This is a genomic window from Pseudoalteromonas sp. APC 3893 (genome assembly GCF_030408095.1).
Classification (GTDB): Bacteria; Pseudomonadota; Gammaproteobacteria; order Enterobacterales; family Alteromonadaceae; genus Pseudoalteromonas.
In genome coordinates this window covers 313,116-334,811 of the sequence record NZ_JASDCD010000002.1, presented here as the reverse complement: position 1 = coordinate 334,811, position 21,696 = coordinate 313,116, and the positions used below count along the sequence as shown (strand labels likewise).

Sequence of the window (21,696 nt, the reverse complement as noted above, 5' to 3'; positions counted from 1 at the left end):
ACACAAAACTAAACTCAATCTTTTAGAAACCAATAACTTTGTGCGCGTGCGTATTCAATTTTGTATTCATTTTGATAAAATTTGATACTAATTTGGCCATGTATAGCTGTTGAATACTGCTGAGCGTGTTTTTTTTGATAGCGTTTTACAACCTCTTCATGGGGTAAACCCCACTGCCCTTTATAAGATGTTGAATGCAATACAACCTGTGGGCTTACAGCATTCACAAATTCGTCGCTTGATGATGTTTTACTTCCGTGATGAGGGCTTAACAATATGGTGCTTTTTAAATGTTCGTTTTGCTTGATTAATTCATGTTCACGTTGCATTGTAATATCTCCAGGTAACAACACACTGAATGCGCCATCTGATATATGGATCACACATGAGTTATCATTATCCGAAGTAAAATTCCCTAAGTTTTTGCTCACTGTAAAATCTAAACCTTGAAACCTAAACTGTTTAGCTAAACACCCTTGCTCAGGCCCGTTGGGTTGTAATAAATTAAACGTTTCTAAATACCCCTGTGCTAACCATGGCTTTAGTCCCCCTGCATGATCTTTATCCATATGGCTTACCACAGAATGCTCAACTGTAATTGCGTTGTTTTGAATGTGGGGTAACAAATACGAATGGACACGAGTATATTGGTTAAAATAGATAGGCCCTAAATCATAAACAAAGCCTTTAGCATTTTTACTTATCAAGACCATAGTGCCGTGGCCCACATCAAACACATCGAGTTGCCAAGTAGGCTTTACTTGCAAAAGAGTATCAACTAGCGCTAGAAACAAAGGAATTAACGCCAATATTTTTTTTGTAGGTAAGAGATAGAAAATAATCCCACTAAGATAAAATGTCTGCACTAACACCAAACTCAAGGTATGCGAACTAAGCCAGCGGTATTCATTTGGGACATTCAAAAGAGCGCTGAAACAGAGGTTTAATAAGCTATCTAAAATTTGAATTATTGGCTCAATGCTGATGAAAATACTAAGCGAGGTAAACAGTACTAAACATGGCATGATCACAAAACTCAATAAAGGGATCGCAATCAAGTTAACTGCTAAACCGATTAAGCTAACTCCATTAAAAAAATATAAAGATAATGGTAGTAAACCTATAAACAGCGCACATTGTATAACAGTTAAATTTCTCAATAATGCGAAAAAACCACCACGAAAACTCGATAACTTATTTAAGATTAAAAAAATAATCGCAACGGCACAAAATGAAAAATATAGCCCAGGATTTAGCAAGCTAAATGGATCAATTGCTAAAGTAAGTACCAGTGCATATAATAGACTCTGCCACTTTAAAGCTTGCTTAGAATAAAAATAGACGAGCAAATAACACCCCAACATAATTAACGCACGCGTGGCTGAAACTAGAAAGTCACTTAAATACACATAACAAAACGCTAAAATGAACCCTCCTGTGCTATAAATGAGTGAAAGATTAACGGTTTGATTTATAAAAGTTATAAAAACATGCACTATGTGCTTGGTGATAAAATATCCAATGCCAAACATCAGACCAATATGCAAACCAGAAATAGCTAACAAATGACTTAAACCAAACTGTTGTATGGTTTGTTTTTGTTCATACGACATTAACGCTCTATCCCCAGTCAATAGAGCATAATAAAGCCAACTCATCTGAGTATCATCGTAAGTGGCTTTAATAAAATGACGATATGCTTGAATGCTACTGACTTTATTCGGTTTTATTATTTGTAAAGATGAGGAAGCTTGTTTTGCCTTAAAAAATAACCGCTGACTAAACGAGTAACGCTCTCTATCAAAGCCATGAAAATTTTTTTGACTGCGGAACTTAGTTAATTTAAGCCGAGTCGTTATTCTGTCACCTATAGCGATGTCTGCACCGGTTTTTAGACTCACTAATGCCTGTGGAGCTTTAAAGCTAATTATGTTTCGTGGGTTATGAAGTTTCGCTTTTAAATAATAGTTATCACGCTTAGAAATAATCTCAACAACATCAAATGTCACGATTCTTGATTGATTTTCAGTCACACTGGAATAAGAAATTGCATAAAAACATGAAAAATGTACCCAAACAGCTAAAATCCCGCAAATAAAACCTAACAATACGGGCAAAAACGGCTTAAAATACACGCTCGTTATCACTATAGATAATGTTAAGAGAGTAAATACAAGGGTCTGATAATAAAAAACGGTTGTAACGCAGCCAATAACAAACCCAATGCTTAACCACACTGATGTAAATGGTTGCTTTAAATGGCTAAGAAAACGATCCAACGGTTTTTACCCGATCACAATACGATTAAACAGCATAAATTTTTACAAATTTTTGGCCGTTTACTCCACGATGCAAACCTATGGCACCTAAATCGACGTTCCGCGCGAGGCGCATTTTCTGTCGGTTTATTCTTTGCTTTCATCCCTGTTCCTTTTCAGATGGTTTTAGCCGCAGCGCTCGCTATTCCTTTAAGGGTCAATCTGCCTATATCTGTTGCCGTTGTTTGGATCACCAACCCATTAACAATGCCGCCTATTTTTTATTGTTCATACTTAGTTGGTACCATTGCACTTGGACAGCCTGAGCAACACTTTGCTTTTGAACCAAGTTGGCAATGGTTCATCGAAAGCCTTACCACTATTGGCCCTGCGTTTTTATTGGGTTCTGTGATATGTGCAACAGCCGCTTCGGTAATAGGCTACTTTGGCATTGATTTACTTTGGCGACGCTCAGTACGTAAAGCATGGCTAAATCGTCACATAAAAGACTAAGTTAATAAATTATAGTCAAACGCTACGTTTGTACCAAATATAGAACAAATCAAAAAAGCCAGCTAAATTAGCTGGCTTTTTAGTAGACTCCGCGATGCTAGAGCTTTAAAACTGATTAACGTACTTTAGCGTCAATCTCGACTAAATCAGTTAAATGACAGATTTCACCACCATGGGTTTTAATGCCATGCTCACCAAAATAATCACGCTGAGCTTGGACTAAGTGCCCATTGCTTGGGGTTGTTAGTGTTGAAAAATAAGTCTGTGTAGAACTTAACACTGGGAATGCTAAGCCTGTCATCATTGCTTGACCGGTGATTTTACGTAATGAAACAGCTTCTTTTTCAAGTGTATCAATAAACTCGACACCTTGTGCGATATTATCTAAGTAATCGGCACGAATAATACAACCAGCACGCCATGTCTGTAGCGTTTTCGATAAATCGACTTTCCACTGATGCGCACGTGATGCTCCTTTGATTAACGCAAGACCTTGGCGATAAGCCAATAAACTAGCCAGTAGAAATGCATCTTTAAGCTCATCTAAATCAAGTTTAACCTCAGTGGTAGATTTTGCAGCGTAAGTCATTTCTTTTGCAGCATGAGTATCACAGGTGTTAGTTAAGTGACGAGCTTGCACAGCCGCTACTAACGATGGAACGGCAATACCAAGCTCTAGAGCGTTTTGTGCAGTCCAAAGACCTGTGCCTTTAGCACCGACTTTATTGTCAATTAAATCAACTAATGACTCATCATTGTCTGTTTCTAAAGATAAAATATGGCTAGAAATGGATAATAAATAGCTGTTTAAGTCGCCTTCTGCCCACTGCTCAAAAATAGCTGCTACTTCTTTTGGTGAACGGTTCGTTCCTAAACGAAGTAACTGATACATTTCAGCGATAAGTTGCATCAAAGCATATTCAATACCATTATGAACCATCTTCACAAAGTGGCCGCTTGCTGATTGACCTACTCGAGCAAAACATGACTCACCTTTGTAACTGGCAGCCACTTTTTCAAACCATGGCTCGACACGCTCCCAACCGCCCTCTGATCCACTGGCCATCATTGCTGGCCCATGACGTGCACCTTCGGCACCGCCAGAAATCCCCATAGTGGCAAACTCAAATTTGTTTTGATACTTTAATTTACGAGTTATGCCATCTTTGTAGTTACTGTTACCACAATCAACAATAATATCGTTACAATCAACGCCAGCTTCTACTAGTTCAGTACACACTTTATCAACCAGTTCACCAGCAGGTACTAACAGTAAAATTGAACGAGGTGCTGTTAACCTTTTAACCATGTCATTTAAATCAGACACAATATGCAGACGGTCCGCCATGCCTTGAGATTTAGCACAACTTAATAACTCTTCGCCCGCATCGGGGTTTTTATCATAAGCTACGAGTGTCAGCCCTTTTTCTATCAGGTTTAGAGCCAGATTTTTACCCATAACGCCTAACCCTACTAATGCAACTTGCATTTAGTGTCCTCCTCGGTAACAACTATTGGTTAGTAAATGAAAATAATACCGCGCGCATTATACCCAAGCCGCTCAAAAATGCGAGCCTGAGTTAAAGTAACCGCTCTAAATACACGCCTAGGTATTATATCAAACAACGCGCATCACAGGGATTATTTAACATCAATTAGAACATTGACTGACGCTGACACCGGTGTCATAATGTCGTAATATTAATTTTGTATAAATATTGGCAGCAATTAAATAACACTTTGTTTATATAATGTGTTCACACTGCCTTAAAACCCCATATTTGTGTATAAACACAAATATTTAAAAACGAATATAACCGTCAACCTGCTTACCTTGTAAGCCTACAGGAGAATTTGATGCTTAGACGCACAAAAATAGTCGCTACCCTTGGACCTGCAACCGATCGTGATAACAACCTAGAAAAAATAATCCGTGCTGGTGCAAACGTAGTGCGTTTGAACTTCTCACATGGCGTAGCCCAAGATCATAAAGACCGAGCACAAGCTGTTCGTGATATCGCAAAAAATTTAGGCAAGCACATCGCAATTTTAGCCGATTTACAAGGCCCTAAAATTCGTGTCTCTACCTTCAAAGAAGGTAAAGTAACTTTAGATGTAGGTGCTAAGTTTATCCTTGATGCAAAAATGGAAAAAGGCCAAGGCGATGTAAATGCCGTTGGTATCGACTATAAAGAATTGCCACAAGATGTATCACCTGGCGATCTACTTTTATTAAACGATGGTTTAATTCAATTAACAGTAGAAAGTGTTGAAGGCCACCTAGTACACACTTCGGTTACTGTTGGCGGTGTTTTATCGAATAATAAAGGTATCAACCGTTTAGGTGGTGGTTTAACAGCCCCTGCATTTACTGAAAAAGATAAAGAAGATTTACTTACAGCTGCTGAAATAGATGTTGATTACATCGCCGTATCATTCCCACGCAGTGGTGATGACATGCGTTATGTACGCTCACTTGCAGAAGCTGCTGGTTCTAAAGCACAATTACTTGCTAAAATTGAACGTGCTGAAGCTGTTGAAACCGTTGAAGCCGTTGATGACATCGTACTTGCTTCAGATGCAGTCATGGTTGCACGTGGTGATTTAGGGGTTGAAATTGGTGATGCTGCGCTTATGGGTAAGCAAAAGCTGATTATACGTCGTGCCCGTTCGTTAAACCGAACGGTCGTTACTGCAACACAAATGATGGAATCAATGATTGATAACCCAATGCCAACGCGTGCTGAGGTTATGGATGTTGCAAACGCTGTACTTGATGGCACTGATGCGGTAATGCTTTCAGCTGAAACTGCTGCCGGTGATTACCCTGAAGAAACCGTTGCAACAATGGCACGTGTTTGTTTAGGTGCTGAATCACAAAAAGAGACCCATGTATCAAAACACCGTTTAGACAGTCGTTTTTCATCAAACGCTGAATCAATCGCACTATCTGCAATGTACGCTGCTAATCACTTAGATTCAGTGAAAGCAATCGTAACATTAACAGAGTCAGGCAGCACAGCTAAACTTATGTCACGTATTAGCTCTGGTTTGCCAATTTTCTCACTGTCTCGTCATGCAAGTACATTAGGACAAACAGCACTTTACCGTGGTGTATACCCAGTGTTCTTCGATTCGACACAATGTGAAAAAGATAACATGGTAAAAGATGCGCTAAATACGTTAGTGGCTGCCGGTTCATTAAAATCAGGTGATACAGTGATCATCACTCATGGTGATGCAATGGAAACTGTTGGTGCAACTAACACCATGAAGATAGTCACAGTGGCTTAATTCAACTATTAGTTCAAATCAAAAAACGCGAGCACACAAATGCCCGCGTTTTTTATTAACTAAAAATCGCCTATAAACTAACTTGCTTTGAGCAATACTAGCTTGCTAATGCAGCTTTCACTTTGTCGCGATAACTTCGGCTCACTTTTAGCTCTTGCCCGTTATCTAACACTAACAGGTACTCACCACTTACTTGGGTGACCAATTTACTGATCTGCTTTGTATTAACAATAGCACTGCGGTGAACCCGCACAAATAATTGTGGATCTAACTCTTGCTCTAACTCTTTCATGGTCTTACGTAGTATGTGAGTCTGGCCATCTTGGCAGTGCAAACACATATAATCACCCGCCGCATCAACCCATTGAATAGTCGCTACAGGAACACGAATAATTTCACCCTGCTCTTTTACAGCTAATGATTCTGGGTAACGTTTATCTGACAAGGTATCGCCAGTTGCTAATTTTTTTAAGATCTCTTCGCAATTGTTACCGGTTATTCCCGCTACAAAACTCGCTAATTTCTTTTTATGGGCGTTGTCTTGCTGCGTTTTTAAGTAGGTATGCACTTTTTCTACCGCCTGTTTTAGTCTGTTGTCATCGACTGGTTTAAGAATATAATCTAAAGCATGTATTTCAAATGCTTTGACCGCGAACTGATCAAATGCCGTAACGAATACAATAGCAGGTAATGCTCTTACACTTTCACTGAGTGCGCGTGCAACCTCAAAACCATTCATACCTGGCATTTGAATATCTAAAAAAACTAAATCTATTTGCCCTGCTTGGCATTCATCAATGGCTTCTTGGCCTGAACTGCACAGCTTAACGACTTCTATCTCGTCAAACTCTTCAAGCCTTACCGCTAAACCTCTACGGGCTAACGGTTCATCATCGACAATCAGGGTTTTAATTTTGCTCATTTCTTAACAGCCTTTTCAAACGGAACGCGCAGATTCACTTTTAATCCACTTGGCGTATTGTGTGATAACACAAACGAATAGTTATTCTCATACAAGGTTTTCAAACGGTCTTTGGTGTTTGCAACACCCACCCCCTGTGAATTAACCAGTTGACCATTGAGTAGCTCGGTACCTGGTCCATTATCGCCTACTTCCAATAATAATTCATTAGCAAAAACTTGTGCTTTGATGTCAATTTCACCGCCCTCAGATAAGTGAGCTATGGCATATTTAATTGCATTTTCGATGATCGGTTGCAATATCAAACTTGGCACCAATGCATGCTTTGCTTCATCGCTGATATCTATATTTACTTTCAAACGCTCATCAAAACGTACTCGCTCTATCTCAAGATACAGCATTAACGCATGTAATTCTTGCTCGAGGGGGACTTTTTTAATCGGGTCGGTATTGAGTGTATAACGTAAAAAGTCACTCAATTTTGATACCATCAAGTTGGCATCTTTATTTTCTTTTACCAATATAAGTGTAGATATAGCATTGAGCGTATTAAACAAAAAGTGAGGATTAAGCTGATAGCGCAGCATTTTTAATTGTGCTTCGTGGGCCATTGTGGTGGCTTTTAATGCTTTTTGGCGCTCACTTTGTAGTAACTGATAATATTTAATGCCAAAATATAAACCACTCCAACATAAAATGATGTAAACCGAATCAAGTCCTTGTTGGAAATAATAAAACCACTCATTGGGTCTATAGCCATGGCGGTATATTTCCCATAAGTTAAACTTTTGCACAACCGCCCACAATGTACCAGTAACATAAGATGCACTAAATACCACTAACATGAGTATCCAAGGAGATGCATTCCATGCCTTGCGATACATATAACGAAGTGGCACAGTCATTAAACAACCCGCGTACGCATTTAGCACAATAACAAAAACGTATATATCGCGCATTTCAAATACTTTGGAGCCAATGTAATTTACCAGCGCATAACCAATCCAACCGGCTACTTGTAATACCCAGAAAAAACGTTGACGGTTATCGACTAATGATTGCCAATTCAAAATTTATCTTTACCTCAATTATTTGTAATTATTATATCGGTTTAGCAAGGTAATGATCACTACTTCTTGTCTTGCTTTTCAAGAGGCTTACCGCAAAAGTACTTTCTTACAGGCACAAAAAAAGGAGCCTCAGGCTCCTTTTCACTACTTATATGTAAAAGCTTAAGCTGCCGCTAGGCCTTCTTTTGCTTTTGCAACAAGTGCTGCGAATGCAACTTGGTCATAAACAGCGATATCTGCAAGGATCTTACGATCGATTTCTACAGAAGTCTTTTTAAGACCATTGATAAAACGGCTGTAAGACAGACCATTTTGACGTGAAGCAGCATTGATACGTGCAATCCATAATTGACGGAAAGTACGTTTCTTAGCACGACGGTCACGGTAAGCGTATTGACCCGCTTTTGTAACAGCCTGGAAAGCTACGCGGTAAACACGTGAACGTGCTCCGTAGTAACCTTTTGCTTGTTTTAAAACTTTTTTGTGACGTGCACGTGCGACAACGCCGCGTTTAACTCTTGCCATTTCTAAAAACCCCTATTAAGCGAATGGTAACATACGTGAAACTAGACCATGGTCATTTTTATGAACCATCATCTTAGGACGTAGGTGTAACTTACGCTTAGAAGTTTTCTTAGTCAGAATATGACGAAGATGCGCTTGTTTACGCTTGAAACCGCCAGAAGCAGTTTTCTTGAAACGCTTAGCAGCGCCTCTGTGACTTTTTAGCTTATAAGCCATTGCAATAACTCCAAATGTATTGCTTTAAAATTAGTAAGCAGGCGTGAGATATATTGCTATAGCTCCACTTTTAGGCCTAACTTACTGCCATATTCCGGTGAAAACCCAACATAAATGCTGCAGTTTTACTTTAAAACCGGTTAACTCAGGTGAATACTTGCATATTACTTGTAGACCTGAGCTAAATTCGGTGCGTATTCTAGCTCGTTTATTACTTTTTAGCAATAGGAGACATCATCATAACCATTTGACGTCCCTCAACACGATTTGGGAAAGACTCAACTTGTGCAAGTTCTTCTAAATCAGCTTTAATACGGTTTAGTAGTTCGATACCAATTTCTTGGTGCGCCATTTCACGGCCACGGAAACGAATAGTGATTTTAGCTTTATCACCCGCTTCTAAGAACTTACGTAAGTTACGAAGCTTAACCTGATAATCACCTTCATCCGTACCCGGACGGAATTTGATTTCTTTTATCTGGATTTGCTTTTGTTTCTTCTTCTGTTCTTTTAGTTCTTTGCTTTTTTCAAAGATGAACTTACCGTAATCCATGACCTTACACACAGGCGGCTCAGCATTTGGGCTGATCTCTACTAGATCAACACCTGCTTCATCAGCCATAGCTTGCGCATCTCTTAATGTTTGAATGCCAGCTTGCTCGCCGTCGATGTCGATTAAACGAACTTCTTTAGCTGTAATTTCATCGTTGATACGATTTTTTTGAGCTGTTTGTTGCCCTTTCTTGCCGCCTCTAATGGTACGTTCCTCCAAGAATATCAAATAATAAGTGTGCAGTTTGCAGTTGTGTTAATGCCCTGCACACCGGATTTTTATTGTCGATTTTTAATTTCTTCACTAATTTTAGCTACGAAATCATCAACGTTAAATTTGCCCAAGTCTTCACCTGTGCGAGTACGTACTGCCACTTCTTGTTGTTCAACTTCTTTATCGCCAACAACAAGTAAGTAAGGAATACGTTTTAATGTATGTTCTCGGATTTTAAAGCCAATCTTCTCATTTCTCAAGTCAGCAGCGGCTCTAATTCCAAGTTTATTTAATTTTTGTACAATTTCGTGCACATAATCCGCTTGTTTATCGGTGATATTCATAATCACCACTTGCTTAGGCGCAAGCCACGTTGGGAATAAACCTGCATATTCTTCGGTCAAAATACCAATAAAGCGTTCAATTGACCCTAAAATAGCACGGTGAATCATTACGGGTGTGCGACGTTCGTTGTTTTCAGCAACATAGGTAGCACCTAAACGACCCGGTAATGCAAAATCTAGTTGCACTGTACCACACTGCCACGCTCTGTCTAAGCAATCGTACAAAGTAAATTCAATTTTAGGACCGTAGAAGGCACCTTCACCCGGTAAATAATCAAATTCGATGTCATTTGCTTTGAGTGCATCAGCCAGCGCTTGTTCGGCTTTATCCCAAATTTCGTCTTCGCCGATACGCTTTTCAGGGCGTGTCGAAAGCTTAACAACTATTTTTTCAAAGCCAAACGTTTCGTACGTGTCGTAAACCATTTTAATACATGATGATACTTCATCCATCACTTGGTCTTCTGTACAGAAAACGTGGGCATCATCTTGGGTAAAACCACGAACACGCATTAGTCCGTGTAATGCGCCTGACGGTTCATTACGGTGACAACAACCAAACTCAGCCATACGAAGTGGTAAATCGCGGTAAGATTTTAAACCTTGATTAAAAATCTGCACATGACCTGGGCAGTTCATTGGCTTGATTGCATACTCACGCTTTTCAGACTCAGTTGTAAACATCGCATCTGAATATTTATCCCAGTGACCTGATTTTTCCCATAACGAGCGGTCCATCATCATTGGACCTTTTACTTCTTCGTACTGGTACTCACGTAGTTTTTCACGTACAAACTCTTCAAGCTCACGGTAAATGCTCCAACCATCGTTGTGCCAAAATACCATGCCTGGCGCTTCTTCTTGCCAGTGCCATAAATCAAGTGCTTTACCAATACGGCGGTGATCACGTTTTTCAGCTTCTTCTAAGCGCTTTAAATATGCTTTGAGTTGTTTTTTATCGCCCCAAGCGGTGCCATAAATACGTTGTAGCATTTTGTTTTCTGAATCACCACGCCAATAAGCACCCGCCACTTTCATAATTTTGAAGTGTTGGCAGAATTTCATATTTGGTACGTGAGGGCCACGGCACATATCAACATATTCTTCATGATGATACAGACCTGGGCGGTCATCTTTGGCGATATTCTCGTCTAAGATTTCAATTTTGTATGTTTCGCCGCGCGCTTCAAATGCATCGCGCGCTTCTTGCCAGCTGACGGTTTTTTTCACTACGTCGTAGTTTGTTTTAGCAAGTTGTAACATGCGCTTTTCAATGGCATCTAAGTCTTCTTGACTTAGTGAGTGTTCCATATCGATATCATAGTAAAAACCATTATCGATTGTTGGGCCAATTGCCATTTTTGCTTCAGGGAATAACTGTTTAACAGCATGACCTATTAAGTGAGCACATGAGTGACGAATGATCTCTAACCCATCGTCATCTTTAGCGGTGATTATTTCTAAGCGCGAATCTTCAGAAATTAAATCGCATGCATCAACACGCTCACCATTAACACGACCAGCAATGGTCGCTTTAGCAAGGCCTGGGCCGATATCGTTGGCTACATCAAGAGTACTAACTGGGTTTTCAAAACTACGCTGACTGCCGTCAGGGAGGGTAATAACTGGCATTATAAATCCTTTGTACAGTGGTGACGCCTACAATGCATCACATGTATTTAAATAAATTAAAAATAAGTAACTCCACAACACTTTTACGAATAAGCATTGTTATCGTTAACCATTTACGGTTAATGCACCTGTTGAGTCTTGCTAAGTGCGGCACTATTGTCGCGCCTGAAACAGTGAAATACAAGTATTTACCCCGACAAATTGACAAATAAGCCGCGCATTTCATACTTAGACTAATTTTTGCTGTGAGAAATCATTATGAGTTGTCAAAAATCGATACGTATCGCAAGCCTCAATTTATTACAGCAAACAGTGGGTATGATGCAATCGCAAATTTCTCGCTCACTAGAGGCATCAATTATCTATTACGACGCCCTTAAAACCCAACGAGAGCAAAACTGTGCAACAATCGTTATCGGTGACTTTAATGACTCTATAGATAGCCCTGCTCTATCATTTATGACACAAGGCTTTCATCCTATCAGTTGCGAGCCATGTAAAGAGTTAGCACAACCTATTGTTGGCTTAACCGATGCATTTAGTTTAAGTGAGCAACATCAGCAAAACAAAGCCCGAGCACCGAGCCACTATTATCGTGGCAGAGCAAACGTACTTGATTACATTCTTTTATCTGGCCACTTTAATAACCAATGTGCTATCAAAAATAACCTCATTGAACTATTTAAGTTTTAATGATCACTTAAAGCCAGATCAAATGGCAGAAGATATTTGCTCAAGCGACCACGGTGGAATTGGCATCGAAATCATTTATTAAATGCACTGCTTTTAATAAAGTTAATTGATATAATGACAGTAACTAGATTTTTAGAGAAAAACTAATGAGAACATGCGGTGTAGAAATAACAGGTAGCGACGTGCTCCTGTGTATTTTAAGTAAAGACAACGACGTATTTGATATTCGCGATGTACGTCAAACACGCTTTACCCTTGGTAATGGCAATGACACAGAGATCATGCGTAAATTTCAGTTTGATTTTGCTAAATTAATGCAAGATTATCAAATTGATTCTGTCGCCATTCGTGAGCGCCAGCCAAAAGGTAAGTTCGCAGGTAGTGCAAAAGGTTTCAAAATGGAAACTGCTATCCAGCTAATTGAAAACCTTGACGTGCAAGTTTTTAGCCCGACCACAATTAAAGAGCAACTTAAACGTAACCCAGTGCCTATTGATTTTGAAGATACTGGCCTTAAAAAATACCAAGAAAATGCATTTATTAACGCCTATGTTTATATTATGCGTAAAACATACCGTAGTGATGATGTATAAAAAAATAGCTAACTAATTTTTACAACCTAGACATTAAAACGCGAGAGAATAAACCACTTCCAGAGTGTTTTGTTCCTCGCGTTTTTTATTTTTAACAAATAATAATAGAGACATTGGTCTTAACTTACTTTCATTTGTCGACAATTTATGCTTTTCTAACATTGTACACTCTCACACGATGACATGGAGCACACACATGCAAGTAAGTAAAACCGCCACTGAACTTGGCTCAGTTACACAGAACAGTTTACCATTACAACAAAGCTACTATAAAGGATCACAGTCGTCCCCTTTAATTAATCAAACAATTGGTGACTACCTTGACAGTATTGTCGACAATAACCCAGAACACCCAGCTATCATTGTAAGCCACCAAAATGTTCGACTCAGCTATAAAGAATACCAGCAGCAGATTAATCAGTTAGCACAAGGTTTACTGGCTTTAGGTGTAAAACCGGGTGACAGAGTTGGTATTTGGTCTCCTAACAACCTTGAATGGTCTTTAACCCAATTTGCTACAGCGAAAATTGGCGCAATCATGGTGTGCATCAATCCGGCATTTCGACCCAACGAGTTACAATATGCGCTCAATACAGTCGAGTGTTCAACGCTTATCACAGCGTCTAGTTTTAAAGCGAGCAATTACCTTGCAATGCTTAACGAACTCATCCCTGAGCTTGAAAACACCGAAGCCGGAAAAACAAATAGCCATAACCTGCCTCATCTTAAAAATATAATTCGTATTGGCAACGAGTCAGCGCCGGGTATGTTCAGTTTTGCAGATGTTTTATCAATGCCGACCTCTGCGCATAAATATGAACTAGACGCTATTGCTGCAACTCTTAATGCTGATCAGGATATCAATATACAATTTACATCAGGCACAACAGGTAACCCTAAAGGGGCCACTCTTACGCACAAAAATATTCTTAACAATGGTTTTTTAATGGCCGAAGCGATGAAGCTAACAGCAAAAGACAAACTTTGTATTCCAGTGCCTTTGTATCACTGCTTTGGTATGGTGTTGGGTAATTTAGCTTGTATTAGTAAAGGGGCCACCGCAGTCTTTCCAAGTGACTCATTTGACGCAAAAACCACACTCGATATTGTTGAAAAAGAACGCTGCACAGCACTGCATGGTGTGCCAACTATGTTTATTGCAGAACTTGAGCATAAAGACTTCGCTAATTACGACCTGTCTAGCTTACGCACTGGTGTTATGGCTGGGTCAACCTGCCCTGAGCAGGTCATGCGTAAAGTACACACATTAATGCATATGGAAGAGGTAGTGATTGGCTATGGTCAAACAGAATGTAGCCCTATAAACAATGTCACCGAAACAGACTCTCCGATAGAAAAACAAGTAAGTACAGTAGGCCGCGCCTTAGCCCACACTGAAGTTAAAATTATTAATGAAGTCGGTGAAATTCAACAAATTGGCCTCCCAGGTGAAGTATGCAGTAGAGGCGCAGGAATTATGCGTTGCTACTGGAACGATGAAGAAAAAACCGCCGCGACTATTGATAATGAAGGCTGGTTACACTCTGGCGATTTAGGGGTCATGGATGAAGAAGGCTTTGTTACCATTGTAGGACGAATTAAAGACATGATTATTCGGGGTGGTGAAAATATTTACCCGCGGGAAATCGAGGAAGTACTCTATACGTACCCAGGTATACAAGACGCCGCTATATTTGGCATTAGTGATGAAAAATATGGTGAAGAAGTCTGTGCCTGGATCCAACCAAGTGAAGGAGCTGTGCTTAATGAAGAGGCTATTCGTTTATTTTTAAAAGACAAACTAGCCTACTTCAAAATCCCCAAGCATATCCGCTTTGTCGATGAGTATCCAATGACAGTAACTGGGAAACTACAAAAATTTAAAATGCGCGAGCAAATGCAACAAGACATAAAAGAAACTGCTTTTTCTTAAGAATGCTCCTGCTAGATTAGGCATTAGGGTTATATAATTATTTCAGCCTTTTATGCTTTATAGAGGGGCTTTAATTAGCTCCTCAAATTTTTACATTCGATAAACCGAAACCCTCTCGCCGCATTAAACTTATAAATAACGATATACCGCAGTCTAATAAAGTCGCTATGCTGGTAATTACTATTTCATATATTAAATGTTAAAACCAAGTACAAAAAGTATCACGCCCATGTATATTGCTATTGCGCAGATAGCTTCTGTAGAGAGCTCGCGAGCACATAAATCAAGGGTACCTTCAAATACACCAGTAAGAACCTTACCAATACCACCCGTAAAGCGGTAATTATTTAAATCCACATTACCATTGTCATCACTGAGCAAACGTAAATAACCAAACAGAATACTAAGGCATGCTAAAACAAGAATAACTAACCTGAATGTTTCCATAAACTGACCACCAACAAATGATAACTAGCTAGTAATACCTAAGTTATAGTCTATTAAAGCAAATATTCATTCTACCACTAAGTTTTTAGGTACGAATTAATTTAGCCGTTAAAATTAGCCTGCTACACAGGTCTTAATAGCGAAGCGCCAAGTATCATCGTCGACTTGCTGAAAGCCAATTTTAGTTAACAACTGTATAGATTTGCAGTTAGCAGCTGCGACTCGAGCAAAAATTGTCGCAATAGGGTTTTCCAACCAATTCGTGTAACCCTGCTTATTGATCAGGTTAATTAAAACCTCATACATATAGCCTTGATCCCAATATTGGTGCGATAATTCAAAACCTAACCAAGCTTGTGCATCATTTATATCATAAAAACCAACACTGCCCATGAGGCAATCACCTATGTTATTTGAAATAGCTAAACGTAAACCTGTTTGATTGTAATAACTTGATATGTCATTTTGGATAATTTGCTTAATCTCCTCTCTGCTAAGAGGCAACGCGTAATCGTTATATTTTGCGACTTGGGGTTGCGTTAAAATAGCTAAAAGTGCTGGAGCATGTTTATGGGCAATTAAACTAAGAGAGACTCGTTCTAAAAGTACAGGATTTTGCATAGTAAAAAGGGTTAATAAACTTTATCAAAGCTAATTATTACCTTAAGATAGCCAACTAACAAGTATTAAGGTAACTACTATGAGTGAAGAATTTAAAGTTATTCAACCAACAACAACTGTATACTGCCCAAAAAGAGGTGAAGGCTGGACACTAACAGGCATTACCAGTATCGACGAATTCACTTCGGTGATGTTTGACGGTGTACGTTACACCCTCCCTGCAAGAGAAATTATTGAAGTACTGTTACCAAACCAAGCAGCAAGAGAGCTCAACAAAGCTTCTAACTAATTCACTGAGCACATGTTGAGACATTAGCTATCGTGTAATTTCAGTCATTTTTCTACTCCAATATGTGCTTTGGATAAACATCCAATACTCTTGGTTAATAATCAGCGAAAAGATTCCTCCCCTTTTGATTCAAGGTAAATTGTGGTTTTATTAATACCTTAATCAGTGTTTAGACGCATATTGCTAACCAAGTAAGTGATCACAATGACAACAATAAGTACCCACAGCGTAGTAATTGTAAATGCGGTACGTACCGCCATCGGTGGCTTTGGCGGCAGTCTTAAAAATTTCACGCCAGCTTAACTAGGCACGCTATGCGCAAAAGAAGCCATAATCAGAGCTAAACTATCACCTGTTCAAATTGGTGCTTGTATTTGGGCAAAGTGATCCACAATGGGCTAAAGGAGGCGTATCTATCAAGAGTTATAGGCTTAGATGCAGGGCTATCAATTAGCAGCCATAATGGCAACAGGGTCAAGGCCCGATGTTGGCTCATCAAGTAAATATAGGGGCTTCGCGTAAAATGGCTAATGCAATTGAGGTTTTTTTCCTCATGCCTTTAGAGTAAGTTTCCATATGACGCTCCCACGTACCTTCTTGCATGGCTACGCGGTTAAATGCGGGTATAAAATTGCCAGCTATGGCAAATACGCTGTTTTTCCGCGTACAAAATCTAGTGCTTGTGTAACCTCTTTACCCGCTACTTTTGCTGAGCCTTACGTGGGTTTATTAAAACCCAATAACGTTTTTAACGTAGTTGATTTACCCGCCCCTTTCCCCCCAAGTAACGCGTAAATTTCACCCGAGCCCACAGTAAAGTTTAAGTTTTTTAAAATAGCGTTGTTTTTAATGCTAAAACTTAGCGAATTCACTTCAATAATGGCTTCGCTTTTAGCGGTTAGAGCATTATTTAATTCAGAATTATTGATATTTTCAGGGCGTTGAGATTTTATTGGTGATGTTTGATTAATTGCTGTAGGTGTTGACACATTCACACTCCACTAAGGGGAAATTAGAATACAACGAACGTTATACCATATCAGAAAACAATTAAAACACTATAACATTGCCAAATTAATAGATAAGTCATATTTATATGATGAATGCTAATTAAATAAAGTTGCTTAGCTAATTTGTTTTTAAAAGATTGGCCAAAGCAAGTATGCCAGGCTCTAATGGGCAATCTTTTCTGTACACAATAGAAAGCTCTACATGCTTAGGCCCAAAGTTAACAGGCCTTATACACAATGATTTTTCGTATCGGCTACCTACCACCATATTTTTGCCAATTATTGTGTAACCTAAGCCCGCAGATACACACCCTAAAACACCATCAGCGCTACTCATGATCATTAATTCATCATTTACTCGCCCTGATTTTTGCTGCCAAACAAGGGCATGTTTTCTATAGCCACACCCCTCGTCTCTTACAAATAATACAGGGTAATGATCGCCATCTAGCGGTGTAACCATAACTAGCTCTTCATACACCACAGGAATGACTTCAAGGTTTTCGTGTTTTGGTGCATTACCTATTGCGGCGCAATCAACCTTGTTATTTAAAACGGCAAATACAAGTCGCTCGCTCGTATCTGTAAAAATTTTAGCTCTAATATGAGCGTAATTATCTTTAAGTTGCTTTAAAGCTAAAGGCATGTGTACAGCTGCAAAGGTTTCTGGCATGCCAATTCGTAACTCATAACTGCCCTTGTTACTTAAAATTGCTGATGTTGCCTGATACTCGAGCTGCAATATTTTATCTGCGTAATCACAAAGCTGTTTACCGCTTGGTGTTAGCTCAAGCTTGCGCCCAGTTAGCGTAAATAGTTTTGTATTTAGCTCTTGCTCAAGCTTTTTAATGCGATTAGTAATGTTTGATTGCACAGTATTAAGTTTTTCAGCAGCACCTTTAATACCGCCCTCATCAACAATGGCTTTAAACGTTTTAAGTATTAATATTTCCATAGGGTTCTTACATTAATTTTAAATAAGCCACTAAACACTTCTCTTTTTGAGAATCTTTAATTCTTAATAATTCAATTTTTTATACTAGCAGAGCCACGTATTCTTAGCGAATAACAACCGTAAACTTAAAGTAGAACAAACAAATGACCATCACAAAAACACGTGCTTACCTTGCGGGCATTTGCAGCATAATAGTCACCGTTGGCGTGGCTAGATTTTCGTATAGCTTACTCATCCCCATAATGCAAAGCGGTGCAGGTTTAACCGAGCTAGGCTCTGGCTGGTTAGCCACCTCCAACTTTATGGGTTATATGTTTGGCGTTTTTATAGCTGCAAACATGCATAACTTAAATCACAAATATAACTTGCATCGTATTTACCTTATTTTGAGTGTTATTACCTCTGCGGCAATGGTAATAACAAGTAATGTATACGTATGGGCACTACTTCGTTTTATTGCAGGTACTTGTGGCGCCGGTGGGTTTATTATTGCCTCAGGCCTTATTTTAAAATGGCTAGTTAACAATAATCATCGAGCAGAGCTTGGGATACACTTTGCTGGTGCGGGTATAAGTATTGTTGCTACATCATTGCTAGTAGAGCATATGCTCGCCATAGCGAGTAACTGGCAGCAACAATGGGTAGCCTTAGCCGTTATGGCGGCTGTAATTGCAATACCTGCATGGCTATGGATGCCTCACCCAAGCGCCCAACAGCAAATAAAGATCACTAAAAAAGACAATCCACCAACTAAAACCTTTAAATTATTAATAATGCTGGCCTATTTTTGTGCAGGATACGGCTACGCAGTTAGCTCTACATTTATCGTTGATATAGTAGAGCGTGTTGATAGCCTAAAAGGACAAGGTAGCTTTGCTTTTTTATTATTAGGGATAGCAGCAATTCCCGCAGCATTAATTTGGGATCGGATAGCTAGGCGTACAGGCTTTATTAAAGCTTTAATAGCTGCATACACCTTGCAAGCAATTGGTATTGTGCTCCCAACTCTAAGTAATACATTACCTGTAATTATAATAAGCGTATTGCTGTTTGGAGGTACCTTTATAGCCTGTGTAAGTCTTGTATTAACCATGGCAGGTAACTTTTACCCCAGTAACCCGGCAAGGTTTATGGGCACGATGACCCTAGCCTACGGCGCCGCACAAATAATAGCCCCCATTCCCAGCGGATACCTTTTAACGTATTTTGGTAACTATAATATGGCACTTTATTTATCGGCATTCATAGTAATGATTGGTACGTTGTTTTTGCTTAGGCTTTTAAAATGTTCTAAGTAATTAATTTATAATTACATAACAACTCAAACTATGTTTTGATAAGTAAATAGGTATAAAAATAATAAGAGACAAAAAATGACAAAGTTTAATAACAATAGTGTAGTTATCCTAAGCGCAGTACGCACCGCTATCGGTAGCTTTGGAGGGAGTCTTAAAAATTTCACTCCTGCAGAACTTGGCACACTTTGCGCTAAAGAAGCATTAGCCAGAGCAAATATATCATCAACTCAAGTGGGCTCATGTGTAATAGGTAAAGTTATTCATAATGGCCCTAAAGATGCTTACCTATCCAGAGTCATTGGCCTTGATGCAGGATTACCAATTAGTAGTCATGCGGTAACACTCAACCGTTTATGTGGCTCAGGTTTAGAAGCCATTATACAAGCAGCCCAACAAATTCAACTAGGTGACGTAGATGCAGCTTTAGCAGGCGGAGCAGAAAGCATGAGTAGCTCAGCCTACACACTAGAGAGTAACCGCTGGGGCCAAAAAATGGGGAATAGCACAGTGCTTGATGAGCTAACCACTACATTACAAGATCCATGGGATAACAGCTCAATGGGGATCACCGCCGAAAACATTGCAGAAAAATATAACATTACCCGCAACCAACAAGACGCTTACGCAGCGCAAAGTCATCATAAAGCAGCTAAAGCGATAGCCAAAGGACACTTTAAAGAGCAAATAGTCCCTATTGAGATAAAAACGCGAAATAATATCCATGTGTTTGATACCGACGAGCACGTACGCGCCGATACCTCAAGTGAAAAGCTTGCCACACTAAAACCGTATTTCAAACACGATGGTACAGTGACTGCAGCTACCTCATCAGGCATCAATGATGGCGCAGCCATATTAGTACTTATGTCAGAGCATAAAGCCATTCAACAAGGTTTAAAGCCGCTTGGGCGTTTAATTGGTTATGCAAGAGCAGGCGTAGAGCCAACTTTAATGGGCATAGGCCCTATTCCTGCGGTACAACAAGTCATGAAAAAAACTGGCTTAACCATTGAGCAAATGGATGTCATTGAATCAAACGAAGCCTTTGCAGCACAAGCGCTTTGCGTAGCTAATGAGCTTAATTTTCCTGCTGATAAAGTAAACCCAAATGGCGGTGCAATTGCACTTGGCCACCCAGTTGGTGCAACCGGGGCAATATTATCTACCAAATGCCTGTACGAGCTTAAACGTATTAATGGTAAATATGGGTTAGTCACTATGTGCATAGGTGGTGGCCAAGGAATAGCCGCTATTTTTGAAGCATTATAAATCATTAGCCAACTATAACTTCATTATTGTGTCACTTTTGAGCCAACAGCGTGAAATGATGGCTCATAAAGTCATCGCTTTATTTTGAAGCCTAGATTTGACTTTGCAGTTTATCTATTGGGTATATTCACACGTAAGTTTGACCAGTTCTGGTAAGTACCAACAGAATATAACAGACCGATAAATAAGCATATTGATGAACTGACTAGCCAAAAAACAATGCTATTTTCGGGGAACATAGGCATTAATATAATAAATGAAACACCACGTAAAATATAAATAGATGAAATAAGAACTAAAGCGGTTCTAACCAGTGGAAGTTTACCGATAACCCTTGCGCCAGATAACCCGTAAACAGACCAAGTGAAAAGGATTAAAACTAATACGGATGTAACGATGGCTGGATATGATTCACCAGCTTCTGCCATTTTAGCCATTTGCTCACCCGCACCAAAAAAACGGTACCAATCACCACCAAATATAATGCACCCCAAATGAGCTAAAGCAGCTATTGCGCTAAAGGATGCGCCAAACATAAGAGGTTTATTAATATTTGAATCGATCACTATACATCCTGTATATGCCTAACAAGCTGATAGAATAACTCGTTTTTAATTTATTTTTATTGATGTATCAACCATAGCTGAGTTCCCATTTTCGTGCAATCGGTTACTTCAATATCATGTAAAATATAAAAAAAGGATTTAGTGCTGGTCTAATTGGTGTTTTGAAGGTATTTCAGTGGTTTTAGTGACTTATTTTAGATTATAAGGCCTAGCTTTTTTAATGCATCGTGTATTGCCGTTTTTCTATATTATGAACAAAACAATACCGTTGACGCATAATAAAACTGGCTGTCAGTGACTAACCATTGCATGTGGTATCACAGAGTAAACAATGCGCTAGGCAATGACTATTTAGCTTCAAAAGGCTTAGTGTCATTGAGAGATATTTGGATCAATATTCATTACGGGAGATGAACCGCCCATTGCACTTCATGTTAATAAAAAGCGCATGATGGGTGGTGTGGGGGCTGGAGGAGACCTCC

The 21,696-nt window shown here is 39.3% G+C and carries 20 protein-coding genes and 2 pseudogenes; 9 read left to right on the top strand and 13 right to left on the bottom strand.

Annotated elements, in window-relative coordinates:
* Positions 1-14: 14 nt before the first annotated feature.
* Positions 15-2,237 (bottom strand): DNA internalization-related competence protein ComEC/Rec2, encoded by a 2,223-nt coding sequence (locus QMA12_RS05545; RefSeq protein ID WP_254911249.1) that lies wholly within the window; start codon positions 2,235-2,237, stop codon positions 15-17.
* A 21-nt stretch (positions 2,238-2,258) separates the two neighbouring features.
* Here QMA12_RS05545 and QMA12_RS05540 point away from each other — a divergent pair, with 21 nt between their 5' ends.
* Complete coding sequence (locus QMA12_RS05540) at positions 2,259-2,771, top strand: DUF2062 domain-containing protein (protein WP_087534185.1); 513 nt, start codon at positions 2,259-2,261, stop codon at positions 2,769-2,771.
* 115 nt (positions 2,772-2,886) lie between these two features.
* On the opposite strand, the gene gndA is transcribed toward QMA12_RS05540, so the two are convergent.
* Complete coding sequence (gndA, locus tag QMA12_RS05535; protein ID WP_290209014.1) at positions 2,887-4,260, bottom strand: NADP-dependent phosphogluconate dehydrogenase; 1,374 nt, start codon at positions 4,258-4,260, stop codon at positions 2,887-2,889.
* A gap of 368 nt (positions 4,261-4,628) precedes the next feature.
* Between gndA and pyk the strand changes: the two genes are divergently transcribed.
* Positions 4,629-6,065: a pyruvate kinase gene (pyk, locus tag QMA12_RS05530; protein WP_087534169.1), complete on the top strand. Its 1,437-nt coding sequence runs from the start codon at positions 4,629-4,631 to the stop codon at positions 6,063-6,065.
* A gap of 97 nt (positions 6,066-6,162) precedes the next feature.
* Here the strand turns inward: pyk and QMA12_RS05525 are convergent, their stop codons facing one another.
* The 6 genes from QMA12_RS05525 to thrS form a co-directional block, all read right to left on the bottom strand.
* Positions 6,163-6,987, bottom strand: coding sequence for a LytTR family DNA-binding domain-containing protein (locus QMA12_RS05525; protein WP_290209013.1), 825 nt, complete (start codon positions 6,985-6,987; stop codon positions 6,163-6,165).
* Positions 6,984-8,057, bottom strand: coding sequence for a histidine kinase (locus QMA12_RS05520; RefSeq protein ID WP_290209012.1), 1,074 nt, complete (start codon positions 8,055-8,057; stop codon positions 6,984-6,986). Before QMA12_RS05520 ends, QMA12_RS05525 begins: the two co-directional genes overlap by 4 nt.
* Positions 8,058-8,219: 162 nt before the next feature.
* Positions 8,220-8,582, bottom strand: coding sequence for a 50S ribosomal protein L20 (rplT, locus tag QMA12_RS05515; protein ID WP_008110477.1), 363 nt, complete (start codon positions 8,580-8,582; stop codon positions 8,220-8,222).
* 15 nt (positions 8,583-8,597) lie between these two features.
* Entirely contained in the window at positions 8,598-8,798 is a 201-nt protein-coding gene (gene rpmI, locus QMA12_RS05510) for a 50S ribosomal protein L35 (protein WP_004587840.1), read from the bottom strand.
* Positions 8,799-9,009: 211 nt separating this feature from the next.
* A complete protein-coding gene (gene infC, locus QMA12_RS05505; protein ID WP_087534172.1) occupies positions 9,010-9,570 on the bottom strand; it encodes a translation initiation factor IF-3 in 561 nt (186 codons plus the stop codon).
* 59 nt (positions 9,571-9,629) lie between these two features.
* The gene (gene thrS / locus QMA12_RS05500; protein ID WP_290209011.1) at positions 9,630-11,540 is read right to left on the bottom strand and encodes a threonine--tRNA ligase; all 1,911 of its coding nucleotides are present in this window, start codon (positions 11,538-11,540) and stop codon (positions 9,630-9,632) included.
* Positions 11,541-11,798: 258 nt separating this feature from the next.
* Here thrS and QMA12_RS05495 point away from each other — a divergent pair, with 258 nt between their 5' ends.
* The 3 genes from QMA12_RS05495 to QMA12_RS05485 all read left to right on the top strand — a co-directional run bounded on the left by QMA12_RS05495 (position 11,799) and on the right by QMA12_RS05485 (position 14,759).
* Positions 11,799-12,233, top strand: a complete 435-nt coding sequence (locus tag QMA12_RS05495; RefSeq protein WP_290209010.1) for a hypothetical protein — start codon at positions 11,799-11,801, stop codon at positions 12,231-12,233.
* Between the two features lie 146 nt (positions 12,234-12,379).
* The gene (locus QMA12_RS05490) at positions 12,380-12,826 is read left to right on the top strand and encodes a DUF3010 family protein (protein WP_087534174.1); all 447 of its coding nucleotides are present in this window, start codon (positions 12,380-12,382) and stop codon (positions 12,824-12,826) included.
* A gap of 196 nt (positions 12,827-13,022) precedes the next feature.
* A complete protein-coding gene (locus QMA12_RS05485; RefSeq protein WP_290209009.1) occupies positions 13,023-14,759 on the top strand; it encodes an AMP-binding protein in 1,737 nt (578 codons plus the stop codon).
* Positions 14,760-14,951: 192 nt separating this feature from the next.
* On the opposite strand, the gene QMA12_RS05480 is transcribed toward QMA12_RS05485, so the two are convergent.
* Together QMA12_RS05480 and QMA12_RS05475 are read right to left on the bottom strand one after the other, a co-directional pair.
* Positions 14,952-15,206 (bottom strand): MetJ regulator of methionine regulon, encoded by a 255-nt coding sequence (locus QMA12_RS05480; protein ID WP_290209008.1) that lies wholly within the window; start codon positions 15,204-15,206, stop codon positions 14,952-14,954.
* A gap of 114 nt (positions 15,207-15,320) precedes the next feature.
* Positions 15,321-15,827 (bottom strand): GNAT family N-acetyltransferase, encoded by a 507-nt coding sequence (locus QMA12_RS05475; RefSeq protein WP_290209007.1) that lies wholly within the window; start codon positions 15,825-15,827, stop codon positions 15,321-15,323.
* A gap of 79 nt (positions 15,828-15,906) precedes the next feature.
* Here QMA12_RS05475 and QMA12_RS05470 point away from each other — a divergent pair, with 79 nt between their 5' ends.
* Both QMA12_RS05470 and QMA12_RS22195 read left to right on the top strand, forming a co-directional pair.
* Positions 15,907-16,116, top strand: coding sequence for a hypothetical protein (locus tag QMA12_RS05470; protein WP_087534178.1), 210 nt, complete (start codon positions 15,907-15,909; stop codon positions 16,114-16,116).
* 204 nt (positions 16,117-16,320) lie between these two features.
* Positions 16,321-16,577 (top strand): annotated as a pseudogene (locus QMA12_RS22195) (acetyl-CoA C-acyltransferase); the annotation flags it as partial.
* On the opposite strand, the pseudogene QMA12_RS22190 reads toward QMA12_RS22195, so the two are convergent.
* Both QMA12_RS22190 and QMA12_RS05460 read right to left on the bottom strand, forming a co-directional pair.
* Positions 16,578-17,105: pseudogene (locus tag QMA12_RS22190) on the bottom strand (ATP-binding cassette domain-containing protein); the annotation flags it as partial. It abuts the pseudogene before it with no gap.
* Positions 17,106-17,244: 139 nt separating this feature from the next.
* The gene (locus QMA12_RS05460; protein WP_087534179.1) at positions 17,245-18,081 is read right to left on the bottom strand and encodes a LysR family transcriptional regulator; all 837 of its coding nucleotides are present in this window, start codon (positions 18,079-18,081) and stop codon (positions 17,245-17,247) included.
* A 143-nt stretch (positions 18,082-18,224) separates the two neighbouring features.
* Between QMA12_RS05460 and QMA12_RS05455 the strand changes: the two genes are divergently transcribed.
* Together QMA12_RS05455 and bktB are read left to right on the top strand one after the other, a co-directional pair.
* Positions 18,225-19,379, top strand: coding sequence for a YbfB/YjiJ family MFS transporter (locus tag QMA12_RS05455; RefSeq protein WP_290209005.1), 1,155 nt, complete (start codon positions 18,225-18,227; stop codon positions 19,377-19,379).
* Between the two features lie 75 nt (positions 19,380-19,454).
* Complete coding sequence (gene bktB, locus QMA12_RS05450; RefSeq protein WP_290209004.1) at positions 19,455-20,648, top strand: beta-ketothiolase BktB; 1,194 nt, start codon at positions 19,455-19,457, stop codon at positions 20,646-20,648.
* A gap of 110 nt (positions 20,649-20,758) precedes the next feature.
* Here bktB and QMA12_RS05445 read toward each other — a convergent pair whose 3' ends face one another.
* The gene (locus QMA12_RS05445; protein ID WP_176372586.1) at positions 20,759-21,184 is read right to left on the bottom strand and encodes a hypothetical protein; all 426 of its coding nucleotides are present in this window, start codon (positions 21,182-21,184) and stop codon (positions 20,759-20,761) included.
* Positions 21,185-21,696: the final 512 nt, after the last annotated feature.